General features: G+C 38.9%; 9 protein-coding genes. 1 reads left to right on the top strand and 8 read right to left on the bottom strand.

From position 1 onward, the window contains the following. Window positions 1–336: 336 nt before the first annotated feature. From CEF19_RS23135 to CEF19_RS11340, 8 genes are all read right to left on the bottom strand, one after another. Window positions 337–3081: a carbohydrate-binding protein gene (locus CEF19_RS23135; RefSeq protein ID WP_157800936.1), complete on the bottom strand. Its 2745-nt coding sequence runs from the start codon at window positions 3079–3081 to the stop codon at window positions 337–339. A gap of 457 nt (window positions 3082–3538) precedes the next feature. After that, window positions 3539–4819 (bottom strand): TIM-barrel domain-containing protein, encoded by a 1281-nt coding sequence (locus tag CEF19_RS11370; RefSeq protein WP_100406154.1) that lies wholly within the window; start codon window positions 4817–4819, stop codon window positions 3539–3541. Window positions 4820–4973: 154 nt separating this feature from the next. Further along, entirely contained in the window at window positions 4974–6170 is a 1197-nt protein-coding gene (locus CEF19_RS11365; RefSeq protein ID WP_157800935.1) for an ROK family transcriptional regulator, read from the bottom strand. A gap of 190 nt (window positions 6171–6360) precedes the next feature. Next, window positions 6361–7224, bottom strand: coding sequence for a peptidylprolyl isomerase (locus tag CEF19_RS11360; protein ID WP_157800934.1), 864 nt, complete (start codon window positions 7222–7224; stop codon window positions 6361–6363). Window positions 7225–7245: 21 nt separating this feature from the next. Continuing rightward, window positions 7246–8079: a hypothetical protein gene (locus tag CEF19_RS11355; RefSeq protein WP_100406152.1), complete on the bottom strand. Its 834-nt coding sequence runs from the start codon at window positions 8077–8079 to the stop codon at window positions 7246–7248. Window positions 8080–8108: 29 nt separating this feature from the next. After that, window positions 8109–9899 (bottom strand): glycoside hydrolase family 66 protein, encoded by a 1791-nt coding sequence (locus CEF19_RS11350; RefSeq protein WP_100406151.1) that lies wholly within the window; start codon window positions 9897–9899, stop codon window positions 8109–8111. 114 nt (window positions 9900–10013) lie between these two features. Then, a complete protein-coding gene (locus tag CEF19_RS11345; RefSeq protein ID WP_100406150.1) occupies window positions 10014–11621 on the bottom strand; it encodes an alpha-amylase family glycosyl hydrolase in 1608 nt (535 codons plus the stop codon). A gap of 117 nt (window positions 11622–11738) precedes the next feature. Then, window positions 11739–14288, bottom strand: a complete 2550-nt coding sequence (locus tag CEF19_RS11340; RefSeq protein ID WP_100406149.1) for a glycoside hydrolase family 31 protein — start codon at window positions 14286–14288, stop codon at window positions 11739–11741. A gap of 808 nt (window positions 14289–15096) precedes the next feature. Here CEF19_RS11340 and CEF19_RS11335 point away from each other — a divergent pair. Further along, window positions 15097–16752 (top strand): cache domain-containing sensor histidine kinase, encoded by a 1656-nt coding sequence (locus tag CEF19_RS11335; protein WP_198510273.1) that lies wholly within the window; start codon window positions 15097–15099, stop codon window positions 16750–16752.

Genomic DNA, 16752 nt, shown 5'->3' with positions numbered 1-16752 from the left:
AAACTTGTCGATATTGTCCAATCATGAACCACAATTATTCAAAAATGTATAACTTGCATTTGTAAACAATGCTTTCTTTTTCATTCAAAACAAATGATACAAAAAATTCCCATTTGGCTTAGATAACCTAAAAGGGATCACGACCAACACAAATCACTATAGGAGCTCAGCAAAAAATCAACTTCTTAAAACACAAAAAAGACTCCCAACCAAAATGGTTGAGAACCTTCTAAACGTATAATATTAACGCTATTTCTTATATTTAAATATAAATATGAAGGAAGTGGGAACAAAACGATTTATACAAAGCCTGATTTATTACTGCTTCTAAAAGCCTTAGTTCTTCTCCAACCAAACTTTGTCGACATGTAGCCATGCATCCGGATCACCTTCTGCATATACACCAATTTTCATTACTTCGTCTCGTGTAAGGCTGATATTATCAATTGTTACTTCAGTCCAATTAGAATGATCCGGGAAGAGAATATTTTTGTATGTTTGACCGCCTTTATCTATATAAAGACCGGCAGAATCAAAAGAACCACTTCGACGGATTTTTGCTTTAAGGGTATACGTTCCCGTTTGTAATGACTCATAGCGGAACAAGTCTGATGTGAATTTAGAAGAACTTGTGATGTCTGTATATGCGTTATTGTTTTCATGTTTAATTTTGGCCAAAGCCATATTAGATACTGTCCATCCCCTGAACTCATCTTGAAAGTTAGAATTTTGTAAAGAGACTCTCGTAACTGTTACATCATCCACCTGAAGAGATGTTCCGCCAGGTGAATCCATATAAAATCCAACATCTATTTTTCCGTTCGTCACATTAACCTTAGTAGATACCTCTTGATATTCCGACGTTTTTGGAATATTTACGTAAACATCGGATTCCCCGTACTCAGTTACTTCCATTCTAGCTGTAACAGGTTCTGTACCTTGACGCTTCACTTTAGCGCTAACATAATAGGTTCCATCGTCTAAACCAGTAATGGTTTGATGTACACTTTGCTTGTAAGCTGATGGAGAGTGAAAAAACAGTTTATACTTTCCGCTATTCACATCATCAGAATCGACGCCATATGCTGCTGATTGATCAGTTGGACGCCACTGTGTCCAATCACTTATATCGCCCGTTTCAAAACCATAATTATTAACTACATTCCCCCAATGAGGCGTAAATTCAATATAATCAAGATTAAAAGCACCTTTATCTGAAGGGGTACGTTCAATCGTAATCAAATTTAATCCTTTCGTTAATGTTAATTCTACATTTTTATTTCCCCAAGAACTCCAGTTTGATGTGGCTGGAAGGGAAACAAATGTATCCTCTGTAATCGTTTGGTTATAACCATCTTTCACATTGACGGTCGCAGAACTTTCTCCACCCGTTCCGTTTGCATATTTGAAGTTGAGCCAATACGACCCAGACTCTGGTGCCTCGACGGCAAAGACAACTTTTGGTCCTTCCCCGTTCGTTTCTGCAGGAGCCTCAAATTTATCAACAAACCCAAAACCCGAATGTCCAGTATGGTTATTATTAAAGTTTGTTCCAATCCAAGAAGCGACTTCTGCTTCATATTTATGACTATTTCGTGGGATCACTTTTAGTAATTTCACATCGTGCGGTTCAATCTCAGCAGAGTAATGATCCATATATCCAAGATCCTTATGAGCCCATAAATCACGGACCGCTGCTTCCCCACTCAATCCTAATTCACTACTAAAATCAATGCTTTTCGTTGTTTTTTGATCGGATCGGTTAAATAACCCGACGACCCATTCGCCATTCGGTAGTTGACCTACCCACCGTTCCGTATCACGGCTTGTTCCCTCCTCATACCCTTCCCCCGGATAGAAAGGATTAGAATTTTTATATATTGGCTTTGCGACAAGACCAAGCTTATTTAATTCAATAACCTCAGAGTTTTGATAAAAGCGCTCATTGTTTGATCCTGTGTCGTTAATGGTGTCATATTGGTCAGCGATAGCAATAGGAGATCCCCCCAATGTGAATAGGGAAATCGTTGTTCTTCTTTCGTTGTCATTAATCGCTTCTGACCCATATTTATTCATCCGGATAAAGTCAGCATCGAGTGTCATTTGACCCCGGCCTCCAATATCAGAAAATCCAGTTAGACCTTGGAAAGGATTTTTCCATTGAGACCACGCATCTTGCCATGTTTGACTGCGTCCACTTATGTGATCCCATCCTCCATGAAACACATCTTCATCAATGCGAATCATATCGCCATACTTTACTTCTACCTCTCCATGATTTTGCAAATACGGCATGACAAGGCTTACGATCAAATCTTCACCAGCAGCTTCGTGAATCCAGCGAAGAGCTGTTTCATATTCGTCCCAATGAGCGTTCCCCACTTGTTTATTTAACCCGCCATCAAAGCCTGTTTGATACCATGACAAGAAATCAATCCTAAGAAAGCTGGCTCCTGCATCTTTAAAATACTGAACATATCCTTTAATATAATCCTCCGCTCCAGGCTTTGTAACATCGACCCAATAAAGAGAATTTTCACCTTGATCCGTTACAAACCGATCACCCGGCAATGTCTCTCCATTCCAATCTGTTGTTGTTGTTTCCGTATTAACAATATCGCTTACTTTTAAATCAGGATTATGAATGACCGTTTTAGAATCGTCATTCACCGCTGCTGGAGTGACCCAAAGTGGATTGTAATAAACTCCATATTTAAGTCCTTTATCATGTACATAGTCACCCCACTCTTTCCATGTGTACTGCCAATTATCGTTATGTTTTAACACATAACCATTGGGTGTTGTCTGTGTTGATCCCTCAATCCATCCATCCAAACTAACCATGTCATATCCATAAGGAAGAAATTCTTCTGCTACCCAATCAATATTATTCTTCCAGCGGTCTTCTGGAATCGCTACATTATTTTCATAAGGATTCTCATACGCCATCCAATACATAGGTCCAGATCCATGACGAGTGTGTTTACTATCTCTAGCCAAAACAGGGTCTATCGAATAAATAAGTACCATAGAAAAACAAATACAAATTAATAAAGATTTGTAGATTTTATTTACCATCATTTTGTCCTCCTGATAATAATTTCACCTATTTGCCATACGACTATTTTTTAGAGTAAAGGTAACAAAAAAATGAATTGGCGTTCCTTTTCATTCAAACATTCTAATGAAAGCGATCATTTTAATTAACAATAAAACAGGTCATTATGTTAAACGCTTTCATTTATGCGTGTTGTCTATAGTCACCTCCTTTAAGAGATTTACGATTGGTAGTTTTATCCTTCGGTGAGTGAAATAAGTGGCAAGTTGCATTACAGTTGTTAAAAAAAGAGCGTATTCTTTTATGCGACAATAGATTTTTTCATATTTTCAATGGAGTTCAAACCAGTGCTCGATATCGACCTATTACTCTTTCAAAAATTCAAAATTAATGATTTCGTTAATCATGATCGAATAATATTTCCTTATGATGACCAAAGCCCGGCCCAATAGCCGGGCTTCTTAACTTGAACATTGTTTCCTATTTTTTAACCGTAGTCCGTATCTTGACTTTGTCTTTGTTCTTGCTAGCTGCCTTCAAATTTCCTTTTTTACTCGTTGTCGTAATCACTTGTGCTTCAGAAGTAGATACCTTTGCCGTTTTCACAAATAACATATCTGTTTCAGTTTCGTAGTACCAAACATCGTTACCTGCTTCTACTGCTTCTTTTGAATCAACGAGTGTTAATTTTTTTCCGTTTCTTTCAACGAATTGAATTTCGTTTTCATCGTCTGCATTTACTTTTATTTCTACAGTCCATGTTCTGTGTTCCATCTGTCCATCAAATTTGCCTTTCATGGCGGCAATTTCAAGAGTGACATTCCCCGCATTAGATACTGTCGTAAACTCTGTATCAGCCGATTGACCGTTTTCATAGTGATAGGTTTGCCCGTCATCTTCATATAAGATAAAGCTGGCAGCTTCTCCATTTTGTTTTGGATAGACTTTCACTGTCATCGCTGATGCAGGTTTTTCATTTGTATAATGTTGAACCTCACGCTGCGGAATAATTGCACCTTCTTTCACAAATACCGGAATCGTAGACAAATCAGCATCATACTCTATCGTTTGCCCTCCCGCAAATGATTCCTGTGTACTCCAGTCATACCATGTCCCTTCTGGAAGATAAATACTTCTCTTAGACATGCCTTCTAATGAAATCGGTGCTACGAGCATATTTGGACCGAACCTCCATTGGTCTTCAATCCCATACACGTTTGTATCCGTAGGGTAATCCATGACAAGCGGTCTCATGAGCGATACATTTCCATCCGTTGTTTGTTTCGCTGCTGAATAAATGTAAGGAAGCAGTCGGTAACGCTGTTCAATGCTTTGTTTGACAATGCTTTCTGCTTCTTTACCAAACGCCCAAGGTTCTCTTGTATTGCTTGGATCATCACATTCGCAATTATGGGCACGGAAGATCGGCATAAAAGCTCCAGCTTGCATCCAACGTGTATAGAGTTCAGCTGTTGGTTTTCCGTTAAATCCACCAATATCCGTTGTGAAGTAAGGCATACCTGACATCGAAGAGCTCAACCCTAATTGCATATTGTGCCTAAAGGACTCCCAGCTTGCATCAACATCTCCGCTCCAAATTGTCGTTAATCCCTTCCTTTCACCTATTTCATCCTTCATAAGTAGTAAATTTCTTTTGTGCAGTTCTTCTTCTAATAAAGAGATAAAATCAGAATTAAGCTTTAATGCCAGGGCTTGAGTATAAGCATAAAGTAAAAATTGATCACTTACCTGCTGAATCATCGGTAACACTCTCCTTGAAAAAAGAATATACTTTCAAACGACATTAAAAATGGAAATTATCCTTACAATGGAAGCATAGGCAACAGAAGGTATATACTTTATTCAGTGAATGAAGTAATTGAACACAAGGATACAACAGCAGTCGTTTCCTTTATTATTTATAAATAGGCACTTTAAATAAATGGCTCACAACCAGCGCGCACGCTCCAATCAACCATACGTCCTCTCCTAGCTGTGAAGTTTCGAATTGAAGTTTACGAGGATGCTTGATGAAAAAATGGACGGCTAATTCTTTATGTAATCCTTTTAGTAGAAAATCATTTTCTCTCAATCCTTCCCCACCTAAAATGATGGCTTCTGGATTAAATAGATGTACCATATTCTTAATACCTAAAGCGAGATTTTCTCCTTGCTTCTCTAGCAGTTCCTGTGCATATTGATCTCCTCTTTCAGCTGCCTTCACAATACTCTCTGGTGTAATCGGGTTAAATGACCCCATTAATGTAGGAACACCAATTGAGACCATTCGTTCAGCCTCATCTACAAGGTACGCATCTGAAGCATATAATTCTAAACAACCTCGCTGCCCGCAATAACAGAGGCGGTCTCCCTGATTAATCGTGATATGCCCTAACTCTCCAGCTCCGCCAAAGTCTCCTCGAAACAATGTATGATCAATGACAATTCCTGCCCCAACACCCGCTCCTACTGTAACACCAATGAAATTTCGATAGTCTCTTCCTGCGCCTATCCATTTCTCCGCAAGAGCGAATACGTTCGCGTCATTATCGATAATCAAAGGGACATCGAAGTGCCTGCCGATCGGCTTTAAATCTCCATGATCCATCTTTAATATCGGTGAATAGACCACTTCATTATTTTCCTGATCTACTAACCCGGGTGTTGCAATTCCAATCCCCACCACTTTTGAATCGCTTTCATTTCTTTTGATGAAGCCTTCTAGTTGTTCAATAATAACGGTTGTTAATTGCATCGCTTCCTTCGAAGTATATGAAAATTGATGTTTGTGTGAAATCTTTCCCTCCAAGTTTGCTAGACACATTTTCACATCTTGTTTCTCTATTTTCATGCCAACAATCACACCATAATCACCATTAAACTTTAATAATACCGGCTTCCTGCCACCATGCGAATCTCCTGTTCCAACCTCTGTAACCAGGTTTTCCTTTATCAGTTCCTCGATAATATTCGTAATCGTTGATAAACCGAGTCCCGTAACTTTGGCGATGTCAGTACGCGAGATGTTTCCTTGAAGGCGAACCAGATCAATTACGAGGGACCGGTTAAGATCTTTAATCAGTTCTTTATTTCCTTTTCTAAATACATTCATGATATCTTCTCTCCTGCCATCAGTTTCATATGTAAAATTTAACATACTTCATTCAGTGAAACAAGATTAAATTTCAGATAATTGAAAATAATTAGAACCATACCGACTGATTTGTTAGAAAAGGAAAAAGACCGCAAAGCTTTTATGACTTTGCAGCCTTTATGACGATCATCAAGGAGAGGGTTGGCTATTATTCCATTTCAGTTTGTTGTGGTGTCTCTAATACATCTTCTAGCTCTTTATCTTTGACAGTAATGTTGGCTTCTTTTTGAAGATCGGAAATCACTGTAGCAATTGGTTTCGCTTTTTCAAATGTCAACTTTTCTTCAATGACACCTTTCTTATCTTTAAACGTGTTTGTTTTCTTATCTGTTACTTTTATAATGTGATAACCGTATTGAGTTTTCACGGGATCACTAATTTCATTCACTTCAAGTGAAAATACTACAGAATCAAATTCAGGGACCATCATCCCTTTCCTAAAGTAGCCAAGGTCGCCTCCATTGTCTTTTGAACTAGGATCGATTGAATATTCACTAGCAAGCCCGGCAAAATCTTCGCCCTTATCAGCCCTTTCCTTCACTTCTTTTGCTGTTTCTTCGTCCGTGACCAAAATGTGACTCGCTTTTATTTCTTCTTTGTATTTATCTTCAAATTCTTTTTTTATTTCTTCCTCTGAAACGTCTACTCCGTCTGTTGTCGCTTTTTGAGCCAATAACTCACGTTTAACAAGCTTTCTAAACGCTTGCTCATCTCCAATTCCATTTTCGACAAGAGCCTGCTTTAAGCCTTCCTCCCCACCGAATTGCTCCTTATATTCGTTGACTTTTGCATCAATCTCTTGATCTGTTACGTTATACTCTTTTTCAAGAAGCATCGTTTCCACCATCTGTTTTAAAACTTTGTCACCGCCGTGAGCCTTTAGTTCGTTGTAAAATTCCTCTTTCGTTATATCACCCGACTCGGACTGAACAATTGTATCAGCACCGGTGTTACAAGCAGTTAAAGAAAGCAGTCCAGCCGTAATTCCAAAGTTCACTAACCATCTTTTCATCCTAAAACACTCCTATTTTATTTAATTCTGTTTGGCACTATAATCGGCATCAATAATTTTATGGATCGGGTGTCCGCATTCAGTCAATATTTCAATTTCAGATCCTACATATAAATCTATCTGCCAATCACCTTCTGGCAAATCAATCTCGATCGTATAGGTACCAGGCCCATATACGTCTGTGATGTTATCAAAGCTCGTCTGTCCCTCATATGGTTTGCCATCTTCTCCAAGGACTGTTCCTTCAGGATACGTGTAGCTAGTAAAGCTAATTTCAATTGGATCCATTTCCTCTGGAACCGTAAATGTTGCGGACCCATTGGTAACTTCAGAATTGAAAAACTGATCAAGAGGGCGCTCGAGTTCAATTGGTTCGTTTCCTGCGAACTCTTCTGTTACTGTGATTGATTCACTCCACAGCACTCCCTTTCCTGGGTGGTTCGAACTTTGATAGGCTTTAAACATATAATTTCCAGCCACGAGCTGATCTGGTGTATATGTTAGTTCCTGTGTTTCAGCAGATTCTAACGCATGAACCACTCCTGTAGCGACAACCTCTCCACCTTTTGGATTTCCTTTTTCTGAATAGTAAACCTCATACGCCACTTCCCCTTGCATGTCCCGTGAGTCCTCACCATTTTTGATCGAGGCAGAAACCCCATAGCAAGTTAGGTTTTCACCAATAAAGGATAAGGAGCTTCTATCCCATCCTGATTTATCCTTTGGTCCTTTTTGGATACTAACTTTAGCATTCTCATTCTGTTTTGTTGCAGCAAATGTTGTATCTTGTGCAAACGGAGCTGCAAGCAATGATGCCGTGATGATACCTACAGTGATTTTCTTTAGCTTTTTCATATGACTCCCTCATTTCCTTTTGGATTATTTCATTTATACTCGATCACAACCATATCCCAATACTTTAGCGCTGGGAGTGTAAAGTAAACTTGGTCCCCTTCTTGCTCAAACTCAAGCTCTAGCGCTGACCCTTGATCTATGTCTGGTGAAGCCAGCCATACTTTCTCTACCTCTTGTTCTGAGTGGATGGTAATCGGTACATCATGAATCCATTCTGGTTCCGTTTGCTCCCCCATTTTATCTTTCCATTCCATCGAAGCGGCTTCGGTGAAATTAATAAAATGCAAAAATTCTTTGTTCTCTTTTTGTTTCGTAAAGTTCCACACTGAACCTATTTCTGCATGACTCGTTATCGAAATGTCATTTGAATAAACTTCTTTCTTTACCTGTTCCACGCCATCACGCAGAAGGTTTTGATAGGCAACTGAAAAATCATAATAGTTGATCAGCTGCTCATGTAGTTCATCGGGTATCTCTAAGTTTTTATTTGGAAAATATTCATTTGCAAGCATATTTTCCCCTAGTTCGATATGAGCCCCGCCTGAGGCAAAAATAACAGCATCTGTAAACAAGACACCTGGTGTATTAAATTGACCTGGTGAATGAGATAGATCATAGTTCATATAAGCAGCTAAGACCGTTTGAAGTTCTTTGTTGCTAAACTCCCAGTTTTCATCGATAATCCGTTTTAAATCCTCATAATAAGGCTGCTCCCATGTTTCGGTATATAAGAAATTTACAGGAGACTGCGCAATTTCGGCTTGTCCATACTGTGATACCGCATTTAACACCAAATCGACACCTAATGCGTGCTTTGCCTTCTCGAGAAAAACAGGATAAGTTTTCCAAAGTTCAATTTCTTCACCAAATGCATTCCAAATTTGTCCACGGTGACCTAACTGATCGACATGCCACCCATCAAATGCTAGATGGTCAAAAACCGCTTGTTCTTTTTCAAAAATAAATTGTTGCCAGCCTGCATTTGAAGGGTCAAATAAGTAGAGCTCGCGCCACTCTTCCGGAAGATGATGCCTATCTTGCTCTTGTTGATTCGGATCCTTAAAAATGCCCCACTCTCGCTTTACTCCTTCGTCTTCATAGTATTCATTTGCACCGAACAATAAATTGTAATTCATCGCCTTCATATTTTTTTCGTGAGCAAGGTCAATATAGGTTTCGACTGTCAGTTTTGAAACTTCTCGATTGGCAATGTCATTCCATGTTGAGGCTACCTCGCCGTTTTCCGTTTTCAGGGGATGATCATGTCTATCTTGCCAATCGTAAAATTGAATGCCATTAATATGAAATCGATTTAACCTATCGATAACAGCACGCTGCTCTTCATCTTCCATCTCATGAAAGTCTGCTAAATATCCGTATCTAGGAAACTTGCTCCAATCAGAGGAAACGTCCACTGCGATATTCAAATGATCGATTTCATCCTCTTCTTCATTTACTAAAGAAACCTCAACCATGTATCCCTTAAAGTCGTCATCACTCGGTGTCCATTCCCACGTAATTTCTTGCTCATCACCGACATGAATCTCCTCTTCATCAACAAGGTCATGTAAATGTTTATAGCGTACGACTAACTTTCCTTTTTTCATTTCTTCATCTAAAGAAAGCTGAAATGTTACGGATTCACCTGGATGATAGGCTGCTTGATCGGTAGAGATATCCACTAGCCCGTTTTCATGTTCACTAACAGAAGGTTCATCGGGCTCGTCAGGTTCAGGTGGTTCCGTTTGAGAACACCCTGCAAAAACCAATATTCCACAAAGTAAAACGAAAAAAAGGGTCACTACTTTTTGATTATTCATCTACATCCCTCAATTCTTGTTAAAAAAAGGGTCTGACCCCGATTACAATCTATTGCATGCCAGGGGTCAGACTCTTAGCTTATGAGACATCTACTTTTCTTGATGCCACAAATATTATTCCAAGATCACGCTTGATTGTCCTGGAAGTGTCAGGTTGATTTTTTTCTGTCCATGATTTCTCTTTACTTTGTCCGTTGCAAATAAAATGTTTGCATGCTTTAATTCATCATCTGATAAGCTTACTTCAACTGTTTCATCAGACAGGTTATGCACAACTAAGTTCGTTTCACCTTCATACGAACGCTTAAAGGCAAGTACTCGTTCATCATTTGTTTCAACTGCTTCGATACCGCCTTTCATTAACGCGCTGCTTGATTGACGAACCTCAATTAGCTCACGGTAATGGCTGAACATAGAATCCGGATCGTTTAGTTGCTCCTCGGCAAATACTGCAGTTTCACCCGTATTATATTTTGTTTCAACCCAAGATGTGCGGTAGTTATCATCTTGTTTAGACCATACAAAAGGTTCACGAAGATAGATGTCAGGATTATCCCCGAACTCGTTCGGTTCGTTCGTTTTATCGCCTAATTGTCCTAGTTCTTCACCATAATAGATAAACGGATTTCCGGATAAGGTAAACAAAATAGACGCAGCTAATTTCGCCTTCTTTTCATCTTCCTTAAATTGTGTCATTGTTCGTACTTCGTCATGATTATTTAAAAAGACCGCATCTGTTGCGCCATCTTCTCTCTTCGTGTCATAAAGAGCAAGCACTCGTTCTTGAAGCTCGGCAATGCCAAGATTTTCTCCTGTCTTAACCGACTTCATAATCAAATCACCGAGGTCAAAGTTAAAAAGAGATTCCATTCCTTCATAATAGTTAGCGACAATCTTTTCTTCTTTCCAAACTTCCCCTACTAGATAAACATCAGGCTTAACCTTCTGCAATTCACTTTCAAATTTCTTCCACCATTCGACGTTCGCTTCATGATCATAATACTCATCAGCGGATCCCTCTTCTGGAAAATAGATATGTGGAGCCGCATCTAAACGGAACCCATCTACACCAAGTTCTAACCAGTGTTTTGCCGCATTGATAATTTCCTCGTGGACTTTCGGGTTATGAAAATTTAAATCTGGTAAAACTGATGGAAGTGTATCATAAAAATGAGCCATGTAATGATCGCCGCTTTCAGCTTGGTGCCACATCTGTTGATCCCAAGGACCTGTTCGGTCTAGATTCGTATCTTCATCAGCCCAAATATAATAATCACGGTATTTACTGTCTGGATCCATTGCTTCAGTGAACCATGGATGTTTAATACTCGTATGGTTGACGACAAAGTCCAAGATTACCTTAATGCCGCGCTTTTCAGCTTCTTCTATTAAATAACGGAAATCATCCATGTCTCCATATTCCGGGTCAATCGAATAGTAATCTGTCGTATCATATTTATGATACGTAGGCGATGGATAAATCGGCATCAGCCAAAGAGCTGTTGCACCTAGTTCCTCAATATAATCCAACTTATCCGCAAGACCACGCAAATCCCCAACTCCATCACCACTTGAATCAGCGAAAGAGCGTACGAGTACTTGGTAATACACATCATTTTCCGTTTGGACACTCTGTTCTACAGGGGGTGCTGCATATACACTATGGACTGTGCTTGTCAGCATGAAACCAGCTAAAACACTTGCTAATAGTTTTTTCTTCATTTCTATTTCCCTCCAATATATAAATATATACGTAAAGTGAAGGTCAGGTGCCCGAAAGACCTAGACATTCTTTGGGCACCTGGCAACTTCAAAGCCACTCTAACAATCTACTATTTGTTACCTGTCGTTTCCGTTAAAGAAAACTTGTACTTTCTGTTTTTCATCAGCAGGGATGTTCACATACAACGTATTTTCTTCTTCGTTATAGAAATATGTTTCTGTTGTTTCTTTTACTGCTTCCTCGCTGTTCACTGCTTTATATTTGCTAGATGCAGCTTGAACTTTGCTTGGTTTTTCTGTGTTGTTTAGTTTCAACGTGTAAGATTTCAACTTAGTATCTTTATAGTTTTGAACTTCTTTTTGTTGTTCAAACGTAACGATGTTTTTATTTTGCTTATTAACAGTAAAGTTCGTCACGTTATATTCGCCATTTTTATAGTCTTGTGAATTGGCGTCATCTTCATAGAATGAGTATGTCGCTTGATCATCCAAGTAAGTGTCAAGTACTAGATTTTCAAGTGGTTTTTCACCCGTATATTGCTGAACTTCACGTGTTGGAATAATCGAATCTTGTTTAACAAAGATCGGTAAATGGTCTAGTTCCGCTTGTACCGTAATTGTCTGATTTCCTTCGTATTCCTCACCTGTCCAGAAGTCAATCCACGTTTCGCCTTTTGGCAAGTATGCTTCAACAGATGTAGCACCTTCTTCTAAAACTGGAGCTACCATGATACTGTCACCAAACATAAATTGCTTATGAATATCATAAGTGTTTTCATCATCTTGGAAATGGTAGACAAGCGGCTGCTGAACGGGTTTACCTGTTTCAGTCGCTTCTTGCATTGCATTATACAAGTAAGGCATTAGCTGATAACGCATTTCAATATATTTACGGCTGATATCTTCTACTTCCGGACCGAATGCCCAAGGTTCTTGTCCTTGTTTAAAGTCTGCCTTTGAATCACTGTCGTAATGGATACGAGCGAACGGAGAGAAAGCCCCGATTTGGATCCAACGCGCAAATAATTCTCCATTTGGACGACCGGCAAATCCACCGATATCTCCACCGACCATTGGAACCCCAGATAAACCGATGTTCATGTTCATTGGAAGAGTCATTTCTAAGTGCTCCCAATTACTCACGTTATCACCAGTCCAAAGAGCAGAATAACGTTGAGAACCAGCGTACATATCACGTGTTAACACAAACGGACGCTCATCAGGCTTGTGCATTTCAAATGCTTTATATGTTGCTTCTGCTTCGTCATGCCCAAACAAATTGTGATATTCTTCGTGTAAAATTTTATTGTCCTCTGTACCGAAATACGCATCGAGCGGCATAGTCCAATAGGATTCTGCTTCAAATACAGCAGGCTCATTCATATCATTCCAAATGCCATCGATTCCCGCATCAAACAGAATGCTATGCTTATCAGCCCACCAGTCTCTTACTTCTTCTTTTGAGAAGTCTGGGAACATCGAATCTCCAGGCCATACTGGACCAACAAATGGCGTTCCATCTGCATTTTTTGCCCAATAATCATTTTCCGTTCCTTCGTCATACATAAAATAGCCTTCTTCTTTTTTCACGGCTGGGTCATTAATCGCAATCGCATGGAACCCTTCCATAGACTTCAATTTATCCAATGCTTGTTTGTAGTCTTCTGTCCATGTAAACAATCTGTACTCTTGCATATAGTCGATATCAAAGTGCATAACATCTAAAGGAATGTTTTTATCACGATAAGTTTGTGCTACTTCTACAATTTCGTCAGCAGTGTATTCCCACTTACTTTGATGCAGACCCATTGTCCATTCTGCTGGAAGGTAATATTTACCAGTTATTTCTGTATATTGATCGACAACATCGCTAATTTCGGGACCATAAATAAAATAGTAGTTTAACTGTCCGCCATCGGCATAGAAATAGTAGTAGTCATCACTTTCACTAGCCATTTCATAATAAGAACGATGGGTATTGTCAAAGAAAATTCCGTATGCTTTTTCATCTTTCAAACCCATAAAAAATGGAATTGACACATACACATATTTTGACTCTTTAGAGTAAGCATAGTTATCCGTATTCCACATCCCCATGCTTTTTCCTCGTTTATTAAGCTCAAGTCCAGTCTGTTCACCGAAGCCGTAGAATGCTTCATCATCTGTTGTTTCTCTGAATACATACGGTTTCCCATCTTCATAACCAGCTGATGAGCCAAATTCAGAGTAGTCCTCGTTAATGACGTTGCCTTCCTTATCTAACATTTTGACACCATAAGGCTCCTTGTTAATGACGACAGTGATTTCATCCGTTTCTAACTTAAATGTTTGCCCTTCATCTGTTGCTTTAAAGTTAGGCGTTTTCCAATTCTTTTTGGCAATCCCCGGTGAGTCCTTTACCTCTTCCCCATCTTCTACAATGGAGACTTGGGCAATATCATCATCCAATAGATTAATATACCCTTCGTATTCAGATCCTAAATCTAATTTCAAACCTGTTTCCGTTTGTTCAATCGTTTGCACGACAAGTTGCTCAAGGTTGTCTTTTTCAAGCGGAATATCTGGGTGTGGTTTATCTACCGCTAATGCTGAATAAGGAGCAATAGAAGTACTAACAAGGGCTGTAACCATTGCGACAGCAAATATCGATTTTTTAAATTTCTTCATAATACACCTCTTTAATTTTAATAGTGCTTGTCTTGCGCAAGACAATTCATTCAACTAAAGTGAACTCGGTCACCTTAGGCTTACTTTCAAATTAACAACTTTATAAAATCTGAACAATCGGAAAAAACTCCTATGAATACTTGAATACGCTCTCAAATAATGAAAAATAATAAAAAATAATGGAAAAATAGATTATGAATAGTCTTAAAACTTACTTGTACCTTGGTATTGGCTTGTTTTGTTCTTTTATTTCCATTTCGGGTATAGACTTTATTTTTACCTAATAGAAAGGTTGGATTTTAGAAGAATATAGACTGAAAGAACTAAAGGACTTTGCTCACCCCCACTTATTCTTGATGAATCACAACCTATTATTTATTGCGTTTCTCATTAAATAAGACACTTCCAAAAGATGTTTTTCCATTAATTAGTAATAGATGCTAGATTATGGTTTTTACTGGTCGTTTTTTCTCAGGGTGTTTTTTAGGGAAATATTTTTCTCTCTTTATTAAAAATAAAACACCTTTCTCAAAATAAAACACCTTATCATATGGTTGTTGAAAAATAATATGTTAATTTAACATAATAGAATGGACAGATTGATGATTTTTAATATTTTCATTAGTAAAATGCATCCCTCAACCTGTAAAATGATGAAAGGAAGAAATAAATAAGGCGGGGTATTATGGTCCGAAAATTTTTATTATCGAGAAGCTTTTCATCCAAAATCATAGTGGCCTTTCTGCTCGTGATTTTAATCCCGACGCTTTTTACTTCTTTGTCTTTCTACTTGGAGTCTAATTCTATCTTGAAGAAGAACGTACGGGAGTCTACCATTCAAATCGCTACATCTACAGCAGAGTCGCTTTCTTTCATTTTAAACGCAGGGATCGATACCTCTGATTTTATTAGCAGCGATCAGACGATCCAGCGTGCTATTTTACAACTGAATAGTAGTACTCTATCCGAACAGAGAAGAAATTCTCAATATATAAATACGTTGTTGAATAATTTTGTCTATTCCAACTCCTTTGTCAAAATTGTTTATGTGTTAACAGAGGAAGATGGTGGCTTTGGAAGCGGTACGTTTGCCCAAACAAACCTTAACAAAATACAGCTTTCTGACCAGGAATGGGTAAAGGAAGCCAAACGAAAGGACGGAGCTTTGGTTTGGCAAGGAATTCAGTATGATCTCTTCCACGGTGGTAGCGTCAATACAGACCTGGTTGTTCCCGTTAGCAGAGTCTTAAAAGATTTTGACACAATGAACAATATCGGACTTGTACAGGTTCATTTGGACGGACGGGCCATTCTTAACACGATTGAACGATTAGAATTAGGGAAGACAGGAAAATTTTCCATTGTTAATACCGAAGGAAGGATTATGGTTGATTCCAACCTCGACTTGATCAATAAAAAGGTATCAAATCCCGATTTATACAGCCATATTGTCGGAGACCACGTAGAATTCGAGTTTGTCACGGAAGGGGTGCCTTATTACGGGGTTAAGCAGCAACTGAGCAACGACTGGATCCTTGTAGGTACCGTCCCCGTTCATGAAATCAGTGGACAGTTGGATCGTCTCCAATCGTGGATCTTTTTTTCCTCTGGTGTCTTCTCCTTAATTGCGATCGCCATCGGGCTGTATATTGCCGGAGAAGTAACCAAGCCTGTAAAACAACTTACCCACAGCATGCTGCGAGTTCAAGAAGGGGACTTAAAAGAAAGAACAGTCGTTAGTTCTTCCGATGAGATCGGCTTTTTAAGCAAACAGTTTAACGAAATGCTTTATGAAATTGAAAATTTGATGCAGCAAGTGGAAAGTGAGCAAAGTGAAAAGTATCATGCAGAGCTTCGGGCTGTTATGCACCGGGTTCACCCACACTTTCTCTTTAACACACTCACCACTCTTCGTTGGCTTATTGATTCAAATCAAAACGAACGAGCTTCTATTGTATTGTCAGCACTGAACCATCTGTTGGAAGCGAATATGGGCAAAAGTGGAAGCATTATAGCGGTAAAAGAGGAACTGGACATTATCGAGAAATATTTAGTCATTTTAGAGCTTCGCTACGAAAAAACATTCCAGCTTGAGCTGGATATTGAACCAGAAACAGAAAAGGTATCTATCCCTCGAATGCTCTTGCAGCCTTTGGTGGAAAATGCCATATTCCATGGCATCGTCCCAAAAAATACGGATGGTCGAATCTCAATAAAGATCTATTTTTATAATGGAGATCTAGAATTTCTTATTAAAGATAACGGACTGGGTATCAGGAAGGATAAGTTGAAGGAATTGAATCATCCAGAAACTGCCTGCCAAAAGGGAAATATCGGTATCGGTCTACGCCATATCTTTGACACACTGCGGTTGTATTATGACCAAAATTGGAATTGGTCTATCTCAAGCGAGCCGGAGCAAGGTGTCACAGTACGCATTTTGTTGAAAAACAAGGAGGAATAA

This window comes from Bacillus solitudinis, from assembly GCF_002797395.1.
GTDB classification, from domain to species: Bacteria; Bacillota; Bacilli; order Bacillales; family Bacillaceae_D; genus Halalkalibacter_A; species Halalkalibacter_A solitudinis.
This window is presented reverse-complemented; position numbering and strand designations above follow the sequence as displayed.